Here is a 17,661-nt window from a genome sequence, read left to right on the forward strand (position 1 = left end):
ACATATGTACTTCGATTTTGGTCGAAGTCCAGCCCGGGATCAACCGGGAGAGGGAACGCAACCATTGTTTTGCAGGAGATTCCATGGAAACGAAAATCGACGAAATCGCCGAGGGCATCTACCGCCTATCGACCTATGTATCGGACATCGCTCCGCCCGTCGGCTTCACCTTCAACCAGTTCCTGGTCATGGGCGATGAGCCGCTCATGTTCCACACCGGTCTGCGGAAGCTGTTCGCGCTCAACCGCGACGCGCTTGCACGTATCATCCCGCCGGAGCGTCTTCGCTGGATTGGATTTGGCCATTTCGAATCCGACGAATGCGGCGCCATGAACGAGTGGCTCTCCGTTGCGCCGCAAGCAACGGCCGCGCACGGACAGACAGGCGTTTACGTGTCGCTCGACGATTTCGCGGATCGTGCGCCGCGGGTGCTGAAGGATGGCGAGGTGGTGGACATCGGCGGCGGCAAGCGCGTGCGCTTCATCGATACACCGCACACGCCGCATGGCTGGGACGCTGGCGTCATGTACGAGGAATCGACCGGCACCCTGCTCTGCGGCGATCTGTTCACCCAACTCGGCAACGACCGCGCGCTGACCGACGGCGATGTTGTCGGCCCGGCGATCGCCGCCGAGGATCTGTTCAAATACTCGGCACTCAATCCCGGCATGGGCACGACGATCCGCGAGCTTGCCAAGCTCGCGCCACGCACTCTGGCGCTCATGCACGGTCCGTCATTTTCCGGCGACGGGGCTGCGGCCCTGCGGGCGCTTGCCGACGACTACGACCGCCGTGTCTCGGCTCAGATGGCCGAAGCCATGCAGAGGCTGGCAGCATGAGCGCGCTCGTAGAGGGTACAAAGACGGACTGCCGGATCACCGGCGTTTGCGGCCGGCAGGAGCGCACCTGCCCGAACGCCGGCTTCGTATGCCGCATCCTGCTTCGGGCTCAGGATGTCAGTCCTGCGAAGGGCGCCGCGCGAATGCGTAGCCTGAAATGAATGAGCGGCCTCCTTCGCCAAGGCTTCGGAGGCCATCTTCGCGAAGGATCGCCAATCAGCTGGCGAGGCAGCATTTCTTGAATTTCTTGCCGCTTCCGCAAGGGCACGGATCGTTGCGCCCGATGTCGCGCCAAGGGTTGGTGGCTGGTGTGACGCTGGAGAAGGCCTGGTCCAGCCACGAGGCTTGCCCATCCTCGTCCTCGTCAAGATCGAAATCGTCGTCGCCAAACTCTAAGCCGTCGTCATCGTCAAGGCCGCGGGTCCAATCCAGCGCCACAAGGACATCCTCGATATAACTCAGACTGGCGCGATCGAACCGGCCAATGTCGCCGGGTTGCTGCTCGGCTTCCCGCAGGTCGTTTTCGAAATCACTGCGTTCAAGCGCATCTTCCGGGATACGGCCCTCGTCCCAAGCGCTGTAGACAAGCGGAACGAGGTCTCGCAGGTCAAGCATCGCGATGGCTTGCAGCCAGCCGACCCACGCGTAATCCCAGTCGTCGGCAAGCCTCTCCCTGTAGAACCGTTCCACGAAATCCCTTGTCCGGTCGCGCTCGATGCGACCTTCCCAGGTCAAAAAGGTCACCGCGCCAAACGCCGCGTCGCGAATGAATTCGTCGGCGGAGCGGTCGGCAATGATGCCGAACAGCGCTTCGGCGTCGCCGTCGAATACGCCTACGATGATGCGCGACAAGGTTTCGGTTATGGCGTCGCCAAGCAGCCGGTCGGCTTCCTTCCCAGGGCGGCGCAGCAGACGCAGCAAAGGTTGGCATGCCTGGGTGTCACGGGCGCCGCCGAGGATATACACGCCCCTGAAGAGCAGCATCTCTTCATCGTCCGACAAAGGCTGTCCGTTGGCGGCGCGTTCAAGGACGGCGCGCAGCGCAGGCGCTGATTCTTCTATCCTGATCGTGCAGACCGCGATTGCGAGATTCGGCACCTCGCGTTCGGTCGCCACGGCATGGAGATAGCGGTCTATCGGATACAGCTCGAAGTCGCTGCTGTCGTCGGAAAGCAGCTTTTCCAAATCTTCTTTTTTCATCGCGTCCAGTCGCGTCGATGGAGCCCTGGCTAGGCGGCGTGCTATCGATTCCCCAGCCACACACTTGTGTCAATCATGAGAGCGACGATGAGCGAATACCAATACTACGAATTCCAGGCGGTCGATCGTTCCTTTAGCAATATGGATCGCCAGGGGCGCTTCCTCGAACGTTTGACGTTGCTGGGATAGATGGCGCTTCCCTGAGAAAGACGAACGGTCATCAACGCTCTGGGATCCGTAGGACGCACGCCTGCACCGTCGGATTCAGGCTGGGTCACTGGAGGGTGTCCTCCCGGACAGCTGCACAGACGCGAGCGGACTACCGGCGACGCCCCGAGGCGGGATGCCCTTCGGAAGCGTCGTCCGTTCCGATGCCGTCGATATCATCAACAGGCGATTGTGCCGCTCCATGCCCAGACACGCCAGTCGCGCCCCCGATGGCCGGCAGTCTCACGACAAAACGCGGCTGAAGCAATGCGGATCGCTCGGCGGGCGATCGATGGCTGTGGCCGCCGAGCTGCCGCTCCGACGTCTCTGGCGAATAGCCCCGGTGCCCGCGGGCCACCGCTCAGCCCTCGCCGAGCTTGTTGGCGAGCTCCGCCTGGATCTGGCGCAAAACAACGGAGGCGGTCTCGAGCTCTTCGTCGCCGATCAGCGAGACCAGCTCGTGCCTGAGCTCGGCAAGCACCGCGTTGATGGTTTTCATCCTCGCCTCACCTTCCTTGGTCAGCGACACGATCTTGGCCCGGCGGTCGCTTGGATCCTCCCGTCTCGCGACAAGGCCTTCCGCCACCAGAAGGTCGATAAGACGGACCAGCGAAGGACCTTCGAGGCCGGCCTGTTCGGCAACCGCGCCTTGGCGGGCTTCGCCGCCCAATTGCCACAGCGCCAGAAGGGGCATGGCCATGGCGTGGGACAGGCCGCACCGATCCAGCCGCTCGTTGGCGGTACGGCGCCAGAGGCGCGCCACGTTGGTTATGATCTGGCCGATCGTTTCGCGGCTTCTGGACCGTCCATTTTCCATTGCTAATCGTTCGCATACAATCTATTAGGATGCAATCTATATCGGCGAGACAACACGATCGATCCGTTGTATCCGGACAGATCCGTTCTCACCAAGTCTCCGTTCTCAACACGGGGGACCGGCCTCGGCCCGTTCCCCCAAAGGTGTTTTCGATGTCCGTTGCCTTCGACGCAGTGCCAGCAGCTTTCCCCGCCAATCCCCGCTCCAGGGTGATCCTGGCGAGCCTCATAGGCACCACGATCGAGTTCTACGATTTCTATGTCTATGCCACGGCGGCGGTGCTCGTGTTCCCGCATCTGTTCTTCCCCGCCGGCAACGACACGACGGCGCTGCTCGCTTCCTTCGCGGTGTTCGGCGCGGCCATGATCGCGCGGCCGCTGGGCGCGATCTTCTTCGGCCATCTCGGCGACCGGCGCGGCCGCAAGATCACGCTGGTCGGCGCGCTGCTCACCATGGGCCTGGCGACATTCCTGATCGGCCTGCTCCCGACCTATGCGAGCGCCGGATGGCTGGCGCCGGCCCTGCTGGTGGTACTGCGCCTCGCTCAGGGGTTTGCGCTCGGCGGGGAGTGGAGCGGCGCGGCGCTGGTCGCGACCGAGAACGCGCCGAAGGGCAAGCGCGCCGTCTACGGCACTTTTCCGCAATTGGGCGCGCCGATCGGCTTCATCATCGCCAACGGCCTGTTCCTGATCATCGCCGCCGTGCTGCCCTCGGACGACCCCTCGCGGCCGTCCCTGGCCTTCCTGTCCTGGGGCTGGCGCATCCCATTCCTGTTTTCGCTGATCATGGTGGCCATCGGCCTCTGGGTGCGGCTGAACCTCGTCGAAAGCGCCGCCTTCGACAACGCCGTGCGCGCCGGCAAGGTCAGGAAGGTGCCGTTGGCCTCGGTCGTCAACACGCATTGGAAAGAGCTCGTCCTCGGCACGTTCTACATGCTCGCCACCTATGTGCTGTTCTACCTGATGACGACGTTTTCACTGAGCTACGGCCGCGCCGCGCCCTCGGCCGCCGTGCCCGGCCTCGGCTACGGCTACACGACCTTCGTTCTGATGATGATCATCGGCGTGGTCTTCTTCGGCGTCTTCACCATGGTCTCGGGGCCCTGGGCCGATCGCTGGGGCCGGCGCCGCACGCTGATCTGGATCACCATCGCCATCGCGATCTTCGGGCTGTCATGGGTGCCGATGCTGCATGCCGGCACCGTCGGCGTCATGGCTTGGCTGATCATCGGCTTCAGCCTGATGGGCATGACCTTCGGCCCGATGGGAGCGCTGTTGCCTGAACTTTTCCCGGCCAATGTGCGCTACACCGGCTCGGGCATCTCCTACAACGTATCGTCCATCCTCGGCGCCGCGGTCGCGCCTTTCATCGCCGTGGCGCTGTGGAGCACGGGCGGCGGGCCTCTCTGGGTCGGCGTCTATCTCTCGGCCATGGCGGTGCTCACGCTGGTCGCCCTGCTGATCGGGCGCGAGACCAAGGATGTCGACATCAACCGCTAGCCAACCGTGGCGCCCGCCAGTGAGCAGGCGGGCGCGAGAGCCAAACCCATGACGCTTCCCTCCTGGCAGGACTGGCTGTTTTCGATCAAGGCGTTCCTCGCCTCGATGCTGGCGCTCTATATAGCGCTTTCGTTCGACCTGCCGCGGCCATACTGGGCCATGGCCGCCGTCTATGTGGTGGCCAATCCGCTTGCCGGCGCGACCTCGTCCAAGGGGCTCTACCGCGCGCTCGGCACGCTGATCGGCGCGGCCGGGGCCGTCCTGCTGTTGCCGACCTTCGTCAATTCGCCGCTCTTGATGAGCATCGCCGTGGCGCTGTGGACAGGGGTTCTGCTCTACATCTCGATGCTCGACCGCACGCCGCGCAGCTATGTCTTCATGCTCGCCGGCTATTCGCTGCCGCTGATCGCGCTGCCGGCCGTCGACGCGCCGCAGACGATCTTCGACATCGCCTCGGCGCGCAGCCAGGAGATCATCCTCGGCATCGTCTGCGCCAGCGTGGTCGCGCAGCTGGTATTCCCGATCGGGCTGTCTTCCCTGATGTCGTCGCGTATCTCCACTTGGCTAGGCGACGCCGCCCAGTGGGCCGGTGAGATCCTGCGCGGCGAGGGCACTGCGCGGCCGGCGCCTGCGGTCCGGCAGAAGCTGGCATCCGACATTTCCGGCTTCGACATCCTCATCAGCCAGCTCGGATACGATCACCAGACGCACGGGCTTACGCGGCAGGCGCGGCAATTGCGCGGACGTCTCATGCTGCTGCTTCCCCTGCTTTCCTCGCTCGATGACCGGCTTCATGAACTGAGATCGCAGGACCGGGCGCTGCGCGACGATCTCATCGCCCTGCTCGACGACGTCGGGTGCTGGCTGCAGGGCGTGGCCGATCCGGATCGCGCCGTCGCGCTGCGTTCGCGCATCGCCGATCTGCGCCCGCCCGCCTATGCCGTCGACTGGAGGAGCCTGATCCTAGACAGCGCGCTCGCCCGGCTGCGCGAGATCGTCGATGCCTGGCACGATTGCCTCGTCCTGAAGAAGCAGATCGCGACCGGCGAATCCAACGGTGAAAAGCTTGCTTTCCGCCGGCGCCGGACCTTCTCGCGCACCCGCCATCACGATTATGGAATGCTGTTCTTCTATGCCGCTTCGGTGATCGTCGCCGTCCTGATTGCCTTCGCCCTGTGGATCTACTCGGGCTGGGCCGAAGGCTCCGGATTCGTGCTGATGGTGGCGGTCGCCTGCTCGTTCTTCGCGGCGACCGACCGGCCCGCGCCGCTTCTCCTGTCGATGTTCATCTGGTGCACGGCGAGCCTTGTGGTCACCGCGGCCTATCAGTTCGCCATCCTGCCCTCGATCCAAAGCTTTCCGTTGCTGGTTCTCGTGCTGGCGCCGCCGTTCCTTGTGCTCGGCACTATCATTCCAAGGCCTCAGCTCAACATGCTGGCGATGCTGCTCACCGTGAACACGGCGTCGTTCATCGCGCTCAGCGACAGGTTTTCCGCCGATTTCACCTCCTTCGCGGGCGGCGGGCTCGCAGCCCTGGCCGGCGTCGGTTTCGCGCTTGTGTGGACGCTGGTGGTCCGGCCTTTCGGCGGCGAGATCGCCGCCCGGCGACTGGTGCATGCCGGCTGGTCCGACCTTGCCCAGCTTGCCGCGGGCGAGCGCGCCGAGGACCAGCGCAGGCTCGCGGGGCGCATGCTGGATCGCCTCGGGCAACTCGTTCCCCGGCTCGCATCCATGGAAAACAAGGAGCTGTCGACGATCGACGGCTATGCCGAAATCAGGCTGGGGCTGAACATCGTGGAGCTGCAGCGGCTGCGCAACCGGCTCACCTCGGACGAAAGGACAGCGGTCTGCGAGGTTCTGTCCGCCATTGCCGTGCTGTTCAAGGAGCGGCTCCGGCTCGGCGAGCCTGTTGCGGCGTCACCGGGGCTGCGCGAGCGCATCGACGCCGCGCTCGCCCTCGTCGCGGGCCGTCAGGCCGCGCCTGCGCGGCGATCCGTCGACGCGCTGGTCGGGCTGCGGCGCGCGCTGTTCCGAAACGCCGCGCCGCCCGTTCATTCGACAGTGCCGGAGCCGATGCTCCTGGTAGCGGAGTAGGTCACATGCAGAACGATATCAGCATTGGCGGTGTCTACCTGCCGGGGCTTCTGGTCACGATGCTGGCGGCCTTCGTCGTGGCCCGGATCGTCTGGCAGGTCCTGTCATGGACCGGCCTCTATTCGCTCGTCTGGCACCGGGCGCTTTTCAACCTCGCGCTGTACATCCTCATCCTCGGGGCAATGTCCTCGCTCTCAAATCGGCTGTTCTCATGAAATACCGTCTTCTTCGATTGACCGGCAGGGTCCTCGTCACGGCCGCCGTCGTCGCCGTCGCCTGCGTCGCCGCCTGGAAGCTGTGGGACGACAACATGAACGCGCCATGGACGCGCGACGCGCATGTGCGCGCCGATGTCGTCGGCGTCACGCCGGATGTTTCAGGTCTCGTGGCCGAGGTTCTGGTCAAGGACAACCAGGCGGTCAGGAAGGGCGACGTGCTGTTCCAGGTCGACCGCCAGCGCTTTGCCGTCGCCCTCGCGCAGGCGCAGGCAGTGGTCGAAGGCCGGCAGGCGACGCTCGACCAGGCGAGGAGAAATCTGGAACGTCTTAAGCGCCTGACGGCCTCGGCGGTCAGCGTCCAGCAGATCGAGGAGGCGCAATCGAGCGTGGCCGAGGCGGAGTCGGAAAGCCTGCAGGCAAGCGCTGCGCGCGACCTGGCGCAGCTCAACCTCGACCGCGCGGAAGTCAGGGCGCCGGTCAACGGCATCATCACCAATCTCAGCCTTCGCCCTGGCGACTATGTCACGACGGGCGCGGCCACGATGGCGCTGGTCGACACCGACACGGTCCGCATCGACGGCTATTTCGAGGAGACGAAACTGCCGCGCATCGAGGTCGGCGCCAGTGCGTCGATCAGGCCGATGGGATGGAAGTCGTCGCTTTCGGGCCACGTCGCAAGCATAGCCGCCGGCATCGAGGACCGCGAGCGCACGTCCGGGACGCTGCTGGCGGACATCAACCCGACCTTCACCTGGGTGCGGCTGGCGCAGCGCGTTCCGGTGCATATCGTGCTCGACGGCGACGCCGCCACCAAGGCGAGGCTGGTCGTCGGAACCTCCGCGACAGTGACCATCGACCGGGCGGCGGCCGACTGAAGGCGAGAGGTCAAATCATCGAACGGATCGAGGGAATAAGGGAGGGGGCTAACGCCAAAGGCAGACCTTGACCTCATTTCCAACATAGCAGGCGCCTTCGCGGTGAAGCTCTCTCCAATCTTGTCCGTCGCCATGGGTGTCGCGAATATCCCCGTTCGCATAGCCTGCCCAAAGATCGCCGTCCTTGTAGACAACGGCCCAGTAATCCTTGGACATTTCGCCCGCCCCGCTATGCGTGTCGGGATAGTCGATGCCGGCAAAGACCTGATGAGTCCCTGGATGTTGAAATCGCCGCCCTGCTCGATCTGATAGGAGCATCTTCCGGAGATGCGGGTCTCGCCGTGAACAACCAGCAGGCAGCGGCCCCATTTGTAACCGCTCGGTAGACGATGCTGTGCAGCGTGCGAAGGCGAAACGGAAAACGCAATTGCCAGCGCAACCGCGATGGTTCGCCCAGTCAACGGCCGATCCGAAGAGCGACCGGACACCGTTGGATTCCGCCCAGAGTGCATGTCGAACGATCCTTCGCAGGATGATCCCCTGAGATATATTATCGACCATGGTCGGATTTCTGGCACGCGACTGTGTGCTGCTTCACGACCCGGGTATGGATCGATCGAAACGCGTTGGTCTGGACTCGAGGCGTTCTTAAGTCGGGCGAGCCCTCCTTCGCTAAAGCTTCGGAGGGCATCCTGCTTCGCGCCGAAGACTGCGCTGATCCCGCGAAGCTCGGAGAGCGAAGCAGGATGGCGGAGAGGGAGGGATTCGAACCCCCGATACCCTTGCGAGTATGCCGCATTTCGAGTGCGGTGCATTCGACCACTCTGCCACCTCTCCGCGAGGTCATGGTCGGCCGTTGCCGGCGCGGCGCAGTAGATAACGGCTGACTGCTTCGGTTACAAGGCCCTATTCGACCTATTTCCAGCTTCCGCGAAAAGCGGCGGAGAGGGGACGGGCCGATATTTGCCGGCAACGTTGCTCAATGTATCTCCAGGAGCAGCCTGCTTGCCTTGACTCCGGCGCAACCTTCGGTTAGGGACAGCCCGCATTCGGCGTGGAGGCTCTTCCGCGCCGCTTGTTTTTTGAACCCGCAGACTGACAAAAAGACGGCCGAACCGCCTGACGCGGTTCATCGAGGCCGACCGAACAGCGAAAGGCAAAAAATGTTCGCAGTCATCAAAACGGGCGGCAAGCAGTATCGCGTCGCCGCCAACGATCTCCTGAAGATCGAGAAACTCGAAGCCAAGGTCGGCGATATCGTCGAGATCGGCAACGTGCTCGCGCATGGCGAGGGCGAGAATGTCACCTTCGGCGCACCGTTCGTCGATGGCGCTCTGGTCACGGCGGAAGTCGTCGAGCAGGGCAAGAACCGCACCGTCATCGCTTTCAAGAAGCGCCGCCGCCAGAATTCGCGCCGCAAGATCGGCCACCGCCAGCTTCTGACCACCGTCAGGATCGCCGAGATCCTGCTGGGTGGCGCCAAGCCGTCGAAGAAGGCCGCCGCCAAGCCGGAGGCCAAGGCCGAGGCAAAGGCTCCCGAAGCCAAGGCGGAGGTCGCCGCCGAGGCGAAGGCCGAAGCCGCGCCGAAGGAGCCGAAGGCCAAGAAGGAACCCAAGGCAGAGGCCGCTCCGAAGGAAGAGGCTAAGGCCGAGACCGTCGCCGCGCCGCTGTTCAAGGCGCCGAAGGGCGAGCCGGACGACCTGACCGTGATCAAGGGCATCGGCCCGGTCGCGGCGAAGGACCTCGCCGAGCAGGGCATCGTCACCTTCGCGCAGCTCGCCAAGCTCACCGACAAGGATGTCGCCAAGATCGACGAGCACATGCCCTTCAGCGCCGACCAGATCAAGGACTGGCGCGAGCAGGCCAAGGAACTGGCGAAGAAGTAATTCTTCCGGCGACGATCGTCGCCGGTACGGGACTTGAAACGGAACGCGAACGCGTTCATAAGACCATTCAAGCGCCTCAGGGCGCATCGGAGTTAGTCAAATGGCACACAAGAAAGCTGGCGGTTCGTCGCGCAATGGTCGCGATTCGCACTCCAAGCGTCTGGGCGTGAAGAAGTTCGGCGGCGAAGCCGTCGTCGCCGGCAACATCATCATCCGCCAACGCGGCACGACCTGGCATCCGGGCACCAATGTTGGCATGGGCACGGACCACACCCTTTTTGCGCTCGACGCCGGCGCAGTCACCTTCAACAAAAAAGCCAACGGCCGAACCTACGTATCGGTGAACCCGATTACCAAAGCAGCGGAGTAGCCGGTTCCGCACCATAACACCGGCGCCCATCTCGGGAACCGGTGTCTGGCCAGGCCAGGAAAAGGATCAGGAGAGATGGGCTTGCCCTCTCTCCTTTTTCATTTTTCTTTGCCCTGGAGGACTAAATGGTTGCCGAAGCGGAAGATACCGAAGACGAAAGTTACGCGATCGATTGCCCGGTGCTGGCCACCGAGCGGCTGGTCATGCGCGCCCCGCGCGAGAGCGATCTCGAGCAACTCGTCACGCTTGCCGACAACCGGCATGTCGCCGAAATGCTGGCCCGCATGCCGCATCCCTACGGCGAAGCCGAGGGCCGCACCTTCCTTGCCATGGCGGCGTCGCGTCGCGCCGGCATCGTCTATGCGCTCACCCTTGCCGGCACCGGCACCTTCGTCGGCTGCGCGGGCTTGAACACCACCGATCGCGGACTGGAGCTCGGCTACTGGATCGGCGAACCCTACTGGAAGCGCGGTTATGCGACGGAGGCCGCGCATGCGCTGGTCGACCTCGCGTTCCAGAACACTTCGATCCAGGTGCTGCATGCCTCGACCCGGGTGATCAATCCGGCCTCGCGCCGGGTCATCCACAAATGCGGCTTCCAGTATGCCGGCCAGGGCATGCTGAACTCGATCGTCGCCGGCCAGGTGCCGGTCGAGCGGTATCGGCTCGACAGGAAGACGTGGACCAGTCTGCGCAACTGGGTCCACTTCTAGGCATATTGAAATTCAGGTGAGGCCGGCCTGCAAATGCCGGCTTCCTGCGCTTCCGGTGCTCACGTACTAAGTACGCTCCGCTCCGGTTCTCGGTAGCCATCATTTTCGGCTCGGCCTGACCTGAATAGCAACACGCCTAGGCGTCGGCGCTCGAAGGCGACTCAGCTCAGTTCGGCCCAGAGCGGCAAATGATCGGAGCCGACAGCGTCCCGGTCGGACCACAGGCGCTGCAGCGACTTGGCCAACGAGGCGCTGGTGAAGACATAGTCGATGCATTTGTAGCGGCTTTTGTCGCCGGGGCGGTCGGGGTCGACCCAGGTGACGAGATCGGCGACGGCCAGGCGCTGGGCGACGTCGACGGCGAGATCGGCGGTCAACGGCATGCCGAACTCATGGTCCGGGCGGCCCGCGAGCTCGACATATTCGGGCGAGCCCGGCAGCATGTTGAAGTCGCCCATGACGATGAAGGCTTCCGGATAGGGCAGGTCCGGCAGGCCGATCTCGGGAATGCCCGACAGGCCGCCGCCTTCCAGCGCATAGTTCAAGAGGCGCTGGCGCAGGAAACGGATCTGGCCCTGGCGCTCGACCGGGCTGCGGTGGTCGAGATGGGTGGAATAGAAGCGGATGAAGCCGAGCGGCGTCTCGATCAGCGCCTCGAGCGCGCCGCGCTGGAAGTTCATGGTCTCGAGGCTGCGGCTGCGCGGCAAAAGGAGATTGCGCGACAGATGGATGGGCGTCTTCGACAGCACCATGTTGCCGAGCTGGAAACTGGTCGAGACGGCGCGGCCGTTCTCCAGGCGCGAGCCGATATTGACCTCGAAATTGCTGCCATAGGCGGCAAAATAATCGGGCAGCGCCTCGCCGATCTCGGCCACCATGTCGCGATCGCCGTTGCGCGGATTGTTGCGGGTCACCTCCTGCAGCGCGATCACGTCGGCACCGCGTACCGCATCGGCGATGCGGCCAAGATCGTATTTGCCGTCGAGGCCGATGCCGAACTGGATGTTGTAGGTGACGACCTTCATTCGAGCATTTCCCCAACCCTGGCTCGCGAACAGTGCTACTGCGTCCTTTGCAAAAGAGCATCAGGCGCTTTAGTCGCAAAACAGCCTCGCCCTTCGTCCCGCCTTGGTTTAGAGCAATCCCGCAAGGCCACCAGCAGAAACTTGAAACGCAGATGAAATTCCTCGACCAGGCAAAGGTTTACATCCGCTCCGGCGATGGCGGCGCCGGATCGGTGTCGTTCCGGCGTGAAAAATTCATCGAGTTCGGTGGACCGGACGGTGGCGACGGCGGCCGCGGCGGCGATGTCTGGATGGAAGCGGTCGACGGGCTGAACACGCTGATCGACTATCGCTACCAGCAGCATTTCAAGGCCAAGACCGGCATGCACGGCATGGGCCGCAATATGACGGGCGCCAAGGGCGCCGACGTGACGCTGAAAGTGCCGGCGGGCACGCAGGTCTTTGCGGAGGACAATGAAACGCTGATCTGCGACCTGACGATCGTCGGCCAGCGCTTCCTGCTCGCCAAGGGCGGCAATGGCGGCTTCGGCAACCAGCATTTCAAGACCTCGACCAATCAGGCGCCACGGCGCGCCAATCCCGGCTTGCCCGGAGAGGAGCTGAGCATCTGGCTGCGGCTCAAACTGATTGCCGACGCCGGCCTGGTGGGCATGCCCAATGCCGGCAAATCGACCTTCCTTGCCGCCGTCACCGCCGCCAAGCCGAAGATCGCCGACTATCCTTTCACCACGCTCTATCCCGGCCTCGGCGTCGCCCGCATCGACGGCCGCGAATTCGTGCTGGCGGATATTCCCGGGTTGATCGAGGGCGCGCATGAAGGGGTCGGCATCGGCGACCGTTTCCTCGGCCATGTCGAGCGCACGCGCGTATTGCTTCACCTGGTCTCGGCGCAGGAGGAAAATCCCGGCAAGGTTTACAAGACCGTGCGCGCGGAGCTCGATGCCTATGGCCATGGGCTGACCGACAAGGTCGAGATCGTCGCGCTCAGCCAGATCGATATCCTCGACGCGGATCAGCGCAAGAAGAAGACCGCCTCGCTGAAGCGCGCCGCCGGCCGCGCGCCGCTGCTTGTCTCGGCCGTCACCGGCGAAGGCGTCGAGGCAGTGCTGCGCGCGCTGATGGCGGTGGTCGCGGAAGCGCGCGATGCCGTTCCGGCTCCTGTCGACACGCGCTGGCGATAAGACCCATGAAATCACTGAAATCATACCGGCGCATCACCGTGAAGATCGGTTCGGCGCTGCTCGTCGACCGCGCGACCGGCCTGAAGCGCGACTGGCTGACCTCGCTTGCCGACGACATTGCGGCGCTTGCCAATACCGGCGCGGAAGTGCTTGTCGTATCCTCAGGAGCCATCGCGCTTGGCCGCACCATTCTCGGCCTCGGCAAACGCGCGCTGAAGCTCGAGGAGAGTCAGGCCGCCGCTGCGGTCGGCCAGATCGCGCTTGCCGGCGCCTGGTCGGACGCGCTCGGCAAGGACGGGCTGAAGTCGGGCCAGATCCTCTTGACGCTTGGCGACACTGAAGAACGCCGCCGCTACCTCAACGCGCGCGCGACGATCTCGACCCTGCTCAAGATGAAGGCGGTGCCGGTCATCAACGAGAACGATACGGTGGCGACGTCGGAAATCCGCTACGGCGACAACGACCGGCTGGCGGCGCGGGTGGCGACGATGATGGGCGCCGATCTCTTGGTGCTGCTTTCCGATATCGACGGGCTCTACACGGCGCCGCCGGCTAAGGATCCGCAAGCAAAATTCATCCCCGTGGTCGACCGCATCACGCCGGACATCGAGGCGATGGCGGGCGTGGCCGCATCCGAGCTGTCGCGCGGCGGCATGCGCACGAAACTCGACGCCGGCAAGATCGCCAACGCCGCCGGCACCGCCATGATCATCACCTCGGGCACCAGGCTGTCGCCGCTGATGGCGATCGAGCGCGGCGAGCGCGCGACCTTCTTCAAGCCGAGCGCCAATCCGGTGAAGGGTTACAAGACCTGGATCGCCGGGCAGCTCGAGCCGGCAGGCCGGCTCACGGTCGATGCGGGCGCCATCGGCGCGCTCAAATCGGGCAAGTCGCTGCTGCCGGCGGGCGTTAAACTGGTCAGCGGCAACTTCTCGCGCGGCGACACGGTGGCGATCCTGTCGCCCGAGGGCCGCGAGATCGCGCGCGGCCTTGTTGCCTATGATGCCGCCGATGCCGTAAGGATCGCGGGCTTGAAGACGGCCGAGATCGAAAACGTGCTCGGCTACGAGGCGCGCTCGGCGATGATCCATCGCGACGACCTTGTGGTAAGCGTCGGCGGCGACCAAGTATTGGCCGACGACTAGAGCATCGGCCGACGACCGAGCGGAGGGATGAACCATGCTGAAGCTGCATGAAAAATCCGGCGAAGACACCGTGGCGCTGATGGCCGATATCGGCCGCCGCGCCCGCGCCGCCGCGCGACCGTTGGCCGTCGCTTCCACCAAGGCCAAGAATGCCGCGCTCGTCGCCATGGCCGATGCCATCCTGCGCAACGAGCAGGCGATCCTCGACGCCAACGCCATCGACATGTCGAATGGCGGGGAGGCCGGGCTGTCGGGCTCCTTCATGGACCGCCTGAAGCTCACCCCCTCGCGCATCAAGGCGATGGCCGACGGCATACGCGAGATCGCCGCGCTCAAGGACCCGGTCGGCGACGTCATCGCCGAATGGGATCGGCCGAACGGCCTCCATATCGAGCGCGTGCGCACGCCGCTCGGCGTCATCGGCGTCATCTATGAAAGCCGCCCCAACGTGACGGCGGACGCCGGCGCGCTTTGCCTCAAGGCGGGCAATCCGGTGATCCTGCGCGGCGGCTCGGATTCGAACAATTCGTCGTCGGCGATCCATGCCTGCATGGTCGAAGGGCTGAAGGCCGCCGGCCTGCCGCAGGATGCCATCCAGCTGGTGCCGACCACCGACCGCGCCGCCGTCGGCGAGATGCTCAAAGGCTTGAGCGGCAATCTCGACGTCATCATCCCACGCGGCGGCAGAAGCCTGGTCGGACGCGTGCAGAACGAGGCGCGGGTGCCGGTCTTCGCGCATCTGGAAGGCATCTGCCATCTTTATGTCGACCGCTCGGCCAAGCTCGACATGGCGGTAAAGATCGCCGTCAACGCCAAGATGCGGCGCACCGGCGTATGCGGCGCCGCCGAGACCTTGCTGGTCGACCGCGCGGTGGCCTCCACGCATCTGGTGCCGATCCTCGAAGCGCTGCGCGCCGCCGGCTGCGAGATCCACGCCGATGCCGAGGTGACGGAAGCCTTTGCCGACGCCAGCCCGGCGACCGATGCGGACTGGGTGACGGAATATCTCGACGCCATCATCGCGGTGAAGCTGGTCGACGATGTCGCCGGCGCGATCGAGCATATCGAGACCTTCTCGTCGCACCACACCGAGGCGATCGTCGCCGAGGATGCGCAGGCGGTCGAGAAATTCTTCAACGAGATCGACTCGGCGATCCTTTTGCACAACGCCTCGACGCAGTTCGCCGATGGCGGCGAGTTCGGCATGGGCGCCGAGATCGGCATCGCCACCGGCAAGATGCACGCGCGCGGGCCGGTCGGCGTCGAGCAGCTCACCTCATTCAAATACCGCGTGCGCGGGTCTGGGCAGGTGAGGTCTTGACGCTTGCCGCTAGAGCGTGAGCCTTTGCGCCAAGGCCCCCCCCTCTGGCCTGCCGGCCATCTCCCCCTCAAGGGGGGAGATTGGCAGCTTCGGCGCCGGCGCTCGGCTTGCAACGCCGGCGATTGGCGAAAGCATAGGCAACATCTGATCTCCCCCCTTGAGGGGGAGATGGCCGGCAGGCCAGAGAGGGGTGCCTAGCACCATGCTTTCGTCCCCTCAGCCCATCGTCCCCGCCCGCTACCTCCGCATGCCGCACGCCGCCAAGGGCCTGACCGTCGGTCTGTTCGGCGGTTCGTTCAACCCGCCGCATGCCGGTCACGCGCTGGTCGCCGAGATCGCGCTGAGAAGGCTCGCGCTCGACCAGCTGTGGTGGATGGTGACGCCCGGCAATCCGCTGAAGAGCGCCCGGGAACTGGCGCCGCTCGCCGAGCGCATCGAGCTGTCCGAAAAGATCGCCAGGAATCCGAGGATCAAGGTCACCGCCTTCGAGGCGGCGCAGCACGTGCGCTACACCGCCGACACGCTTGCGCTGGTCAAGGCGCGCAACCCGGGCGTCGATTTCGTCTGGATCATGGGCGCGGATAGCTTGCGCGACTTCCACCGCTGGCAGCGCTGGCGCGAGATCGTGCTGACTTTCCCGATCGCGGTCATCGATCGCCCGGGCGCCACGCTCTCCTTCCTGTCGTCGGTGGTCGCCAAGACCTTCGACTATGCCCGCGTCGACGAGGGCGACGCGCCGCTGCTTGCCCGCATGCCGGCGCCGGCCTGGACTTTCATCCACGGTCCGCGCTCCTTGCTGTCTTCCACCGCGATCCGCAAGGCGGCGAAGGGGTGAGCGCACTCCTTCTCCTGCAAGGGGAGAAGGTAAGTCCGGCCATGTCGCTTTTGCGGCGGCTTTTTGCCTGTTCGTAGGTCAAGTTTGCGTGGACATGCTGAAGCAGAATCAATCCGCGAACGATCCCAGTCGCGCCGCGCAATCGGCGCCACTGATCGCCATTGCCAGCGTCATCGTGTCGATGGCGCTGATCGCGATCGGCAACGGGCTGATGTTCGCCTATATCCCGGTGCGGCTCGGCGCCGACGGTTTCGACCCGACCTGGGCAGGGCTGATCGTCACCGGGCTTTCGGCCGGCGGGCTTGCCGGCTGCATCCTGACCGGGCCGCTCGTCAAGCGAGTGGGCCACGCCCGCGCCTTCATGGTGCTTTCGGCGCTGATCGCGCTTTCCAATGCCGCGATCGGCGCCGGGCCGATCCCGTTGCTCTGGATCGCGGCCCGGGCGCTCTACGGCTTCGCCATTTGCGGGCTGTTCATCGTCGCCCAGAGCTGGCTGAACGACGCCTTGCCGAATTCGATCCGCGGCCGGATCATGGCCGTGTTCTACGTCGCCTATATTGGCGGATTGGGCGTTGGCTATGCGACGCTCGCCGCGATCGACATCCATACAGCCGCCGCCGCGCTGATCGGCATCACCTTCACCGCGCTTTCCATTCTGCCGGTCGGCATGACGCGGCTTGCCCAGCCGCCGGCGCCGCAGGCCGCGTCGGTGGCGCTTCGCCGCGCCTGGCGGATCTCCCCGGTCGGCGTCGCCGGCATGCTGGCGGTCGGCGGCTTGTCGATGATCGTTTCCGGTTTTGCGCCGATCCATGCCACCGCCAAGGGCTACAGCCAGGCCGACGTGGCGCTGCTGTTGTCGGCGATGCCGGTCGGCACGCTGATCCTGCAGATCCCGCTCGGCTGGATTTCCGACCGCACCGACCGTCGCTACGTGCTGGCGGGCGCGGCGGCGCTCGCGACCGTCGCCAGCGTGCTCGCCATCGTCTTCGACGGCGGCGCGCTGATGGCGCTGGTGGTGATCTATCTCATCTGGGACGGGGCGTCGGAATCGATCTACGCGCTCTCCAGCGCGCATGCCGCCGACCGCGCCGGCAAGGACGAGCTTCTGGCGCTGTCGAGCTCGATGCTGTTTGCCTGGTCGCTGGCCGGCTTCATCGTGCCGGGCATCGTGACGGCGCTTTCCGCCGTCTTCGGCACCGCGACCTTCATCTATGTCGGCATCGTCATCGCATCGGCCTTCTGCCTGTTCGTGCTGTGGCGCGTGATGGCCGGCCGGCCGACGCCCGCGGCCACAAGCGGCAGTTTCGCGCCGATGTCGGCGCAGACGCCCTTGCCGGTGGAACTTGCCTTCGCGCCGGACGAACAGCAGCGACACGTCAAGGATTGACAAGCTGCGCATCTTCGCGACTTTTTGGCCCAAATTCGAGCAAGATCAG

The 17,661-nt window shown here is 64.8% G+C and carries 17 protein-coding genes and 1 tRNA gene; 13 read left to right on the forward strand and 5 right to left on the reverse strand.

The window, feature by feature from the left end; translation table 11 throughout:
• The first annotated feature begins 83 nt into the window (after positions 1-83).
• Complete coding sequence (locus FJ414_RS22115) at positions 84-839, forward strand: MBL fold metallo-hydrolase (protein ID WP_140646506.1); 756 nt, start codon at positions 84-86, stop codon at positions 837-839.
• 216 nt (positions 840-1,055) lie between these two features.
• Here FJ414_RS22115 and FJ414_RS31555 read toward each other — a convergent pair whose 3' ends face one another.
• Positions 1,056-2,039: a DUF1186 domain-containing protein gene (locus tag FJ414_RS31555; protein WP_181181676.1), complete on the reverse strand. Its 984-nt coding sequence runs from the start codon at positions 2,037-2,039 to the stop codon at positions 1,056-1,058.
• A 568-nt stretch (positions 2,040-2,607) separates the two neighbouring features.
• The gene (locus tag FJ414_RS22125) at positions 2,608-3,063 is read right to left on the reverse strand and encodes a MarR family transcriptional regulator (RefSeq protein ID WP_140646507.1); all 456 of its coding nucleotides are present in this window, start codon (positions 3,061-3,063) and stop codon (positions 2,608-2,610) included.
• A gap of 152 nt (positions 3,064-3,215) precedes the next feature.
• On the opposite strand from FJ414_RS22125, the gene FJ414_RS22130 reads away from it, so the two are divergent.
• The 4 genes from FJ414_RS22130 to FJ414_RS22145 are packed head-to-tail and all read left to right on the forward strand — an operon-like array spanning position 3,216 to position 7,749.
• Entirely contained in the window at positions 3,216-4,562 is a 1,347-nt protein-coding gene (locus FJ414_RS22130; protein ID WP_140646508.1) for an MFS transporter, read from the forward strand.
• 48 nt (positions 4,563-4,610) lie between these two features.
• Entirely contained in the window at positions 4,611-6,656 is a 2,046-nt protein-coding gene (locus tag FJ414_RS22135; protein ID WP_140646509.1) for an FUSC family protein, read from the forward strand.
• A 5-nt stretch (positions 6,657-6,661) separates the two neighbouring features.
• Positions 6,662-6,871, forward strand: coding sequence for a DUF1656 domain-containing protein (locus tag FJ414_RS22140; RefSeq protein ID WP_140646510.1), 210 nt, complete (start codon positions 6,662-6,664; stop codon positions 6,869-6,871).
• Entirely contained in the window at positions 6,868-7,749 is an 882-nt protein-coding gene (locus FJ414_RS22145; RefSeq protein ID WP_140646511.1) for an HlyD family secretion protein, read from the forward strand. The genes FJ414_RS22140 and FJ414_RS22145 overlap by 4 nt, the downstream gene beginning before the upstream one ends.
• A gap of 48 nt (positions 7,750-7,797) precedes the next feature.
• On the opposite strand, the gene FJ414_RS31560 is transcribed toward FJ414_RS22145, so the two are convergent.
• Positions 7,798-7,965 carry a hypothetical protein gene (locus FJ414_RS31560; RefSeq protein WP_181181677.1) on the reverse strand — a complete coding sequence of 56 codons (168 nt, stop codon included), beginning with the start codon at positions 7,963-7,965 and terminating at the stop codon, positions 7,798-7,800.
• 531 nt (positions 7,966-8,496) lie between these two features.
• A tRNA-Ser gene (locus tag FJ414_RS22150) sits at positions 8,497-8,586 on the reverse strand.
• A 326-nt stretch (positions 8,587-8,912) separates the two neighbouring features.
• On the opposite strand from FJ414_RS22150, the gene FJ414_RS22155 reads away from it, so the two are divergent.
• The 3 genes from FJ414_RS22155 (at position 8,913) to FJ414_RS22165 (ending at position 10,718) form a co-directional block, all read left to right on the forward strand.
• Positions 8,913-9,635 carry a 50S ribosomal protein L21 gene (locus FJ414_RS22155; protein WP_140646512.1) on the forward strand — a complete coding sequence of 241 codons (723 nt, stop codon included), beginning with the start codon at positions 8,913-8,915 and terminating at the stop codon, positions 9,633-9,635.
• 100 nt (positions 9,636-9,735) lie between these two features.
• Positions 9,736-10,005 carry a 50S ribosomal protein L27 gene (rpmA, locus tag FJ414_RS22160; protein ID WP_140646513.1) on the forward strand — a complete coding sequence of 90 codons (270 nt, stop codon included), beginning with the start codon at positions 9,736-9,738 and terminating at the stop codon, positions 10,003-10,005.
• Between the two features lie 125 nt (positions 10,006-10,130).
• The gene (locus tag FJ414_RS22165; RefSeq protein WP_140646514.1) at positions 10,131-10,718 is read left to right on the forward strand and encodes a GNAT family protein; all 588 of its coding nucleotides are present in this window, start codon (positions 10,131-10,133) and stop codon (positions 10,716-10,718) included.
• 161 nt (positions 10,719-10,879) lie between these two features.
• Here the strand turns inward: FJ414_RS22165 and FJ414_RS22170 are convergent, their stop codons facing one another.
• Positions 10,880-11,743 carry an endonuclease/exonuclease/phosphatase family protein gene (locus tag FJ414_RS22170; protein WP_140646515.1) on the reverse strand — a complete coding sequence of 288 codons (864 nt, stop codon included), beginning with the start codon at positions 11,741-11,743 and terminating at the stop codon, positions 10,880-10,882.
• A 152-nt stretch (positions 11,744-11,895) separates the two neighbouring features.
• Between FJ414_RS22170 and obgE the strand changes: the two genes are divergently transcribed.
• The 5 genes from obgE to FJ414_RS22200 all read left to right on the forward strand — a co-directional run bounded on the left by obgE (position 11,896) and on the right by FJ414_RS22200 (position 17,612).
• Positions 11,896-12,924, forward strand: coding sequence for a GTPase ObgE (obgE, locus tag FJ414_RS22175; protein WP_140646516.1), 1,029 nt, complete (start codon positions 11,896-11,898; stop codon positions 12,922-12,924).
• A 5-nt stretch (positions 12,925-12,929) separates the two neighbouring features.
• Positions 12,930-14,069, forward strand: coding sequence for a glutamate 5-kinase (gene proB / locus FJ414_RS22180; protein ID WP_140646517.1), 1,140 nt, complete (start codon positions 12,930-12,932; stop codon positions 14,067-14,069).
• A 34-nt stretch (positions 14,070-14,103) separates the two neighbouring features.
• Positions 14,104-15,390 (forward strand): glutamate-5-semialdehyde dehydrogenase, encoded by a 1,287-nt coding sequence (locus FJ414_RS22185; protein WP_140646518.1) that lies wholly within the window; start codon positions 14,104-14,106, stop codon positions 15,388-15,390.
• Between the two features lie 202 nt (positions 15,391-15,592).
• Entirely contained in the window at positions 15,593-16,225 is a 633-nt protein-coding gene (locus tag FJ414_RS22195) for a nicotinate-nucleotide adenylyltransferase (protein WP_181181678.1), read from the forward strand.
• Positions 16,226-16,319: 94 nt separating this feature from the next.
• Complete coding sequence (locus tag FJ414_RS22200) at positions 16,320-17,612, forward strand: MFS transporter (protein ID WP_140646520.1); 1,293 nt, start codon at positions 16,320-16,322, stop codon at positions 17,610-17,612.
• The last annotated feature ends 49 nt before the right edge of the window (positions 17,613-17,661 follow it).

This window comes from Mesorhizobium sp. B3-1-6, from assembly GCF_006439555.1.
Classification (GTDB): Bacteria; Pseudomonadota; Alphaproteobacteria; order Rhizobiales; family Rhizobiaceae; genus Mesorhizobium.

Coding starts and splice junctions, on each gene's coding strand:
- proB (WP_140646517.1), top strand. CDS start 12,930: ATGAAATCACTGAAATCATACCGGCGCATCACCGTGAAGATCGGTTCG.
- FJ414_RS31555 (WP_181181676.1), bottom strand. CDS start 2,039: ATGAAAAAAGAAGATTTGGAAAAGCTGCTTTCCGACGACAGCAGCGAC.
- FJ414_RS22135 (WP_140646509.1), top strand. CDS start 4,611: ATGACGCTTCCCTCCTGGCAGGACTGGCTGTTTTCGATCAAGGCGTTC.
- FJ414_RS22170 (WP_140646515.1), bottom strand. CDS start 11,743: ATGAAGGTCGTCACCTACAACATCCAGTTCGGCATCGGCCTCGACGGC.
- FJ414_RS31560 (WP_181181677.1), bottom strand. CDS start 7,965: ATGTCCAAGGATTACTGGGCCGTTGTCTACAAGGACGGCGATCTTTGG.
- obgE (WP_140646516.1), top strand. CDS start 11,896: ATGAAATTCCTCGACCAGGCAAAGGTTTACATCCGCTCCGGCGATGGC.
- FJ414_RS22130 (WP_140646508.1), top strand. CDS start 3,216: ATGTCCGTTGCCTTCGACGCAGTGCCAGCAGCTTTCCCCGCCAATCCC.
- FJ414_RS22115 (WP_140646506.1), top strand. CDS start 84: ATGGAAACGAAAATCGACGAAATCGCCGAGGGCATCTACCGCCTATCG.
- FJ414_RS22155 (WP_140646512.1), top strand. CDS start 8,913: ATGTTCGCAGTCATCAAAACGGGCGGCAAGCAGTATCGCGTCGCCGCC.
- FJ414_RS22145 (WP_140646511.1), top strand. CDS start 6,868: ATGAAATACCGTCTTCTTCGATTGACCGGCAGGGTCCTCGTCACGGCC.
- FJ414_RS22125 (WP_140646507.1), bottom strand. CDS start 3,063: ATGGAAAATGGACGGTCCAGAAGCCGCGAAACGATCGGCCAGATCATA.
- FJ414_RS22140 (WP_140646510.1), top strand. CDS start 6,662: ATGCAGAACGATATCAGCATTGGCGGTGTCTACCTGCCGGGGCTTCTG.
- FJ414_RS22185 (WP_140646518.1), top strand. CDS start 14,104: ATGCTGAAGCTGCATGAAAAATCCGGCGAAGACACCGTGGCGCTGATG.
- FJ414_RS22200 (WP_140646520.1), top strand. CDS start 16,320: ATGCTGAAGCAGAATCAATCCGCGAACGATCCCAGTCGCGCCGCGCAA.
- FJ414_RS22195 (WP_181181678.1), top strand. CDS start 15,593: ATGCTTTCGTCCCCTCAGCCCATCGTCCCCGCCCGCTACCTCCGCATG.
- rpmA (WP_140646513.1), top strand. CDS start 9,736: ATGGCACACAAGAAAGCTGGCGGTTCGTCGCGCAATGGTCGCGATTCG.
- FJ414_RS22165 (WP_140646514.1), top strand. CDS start 10,131: ATGGTTGCCGAAGCGGAAGATACCGAAGACGAAAGTTACGCGATCGAT.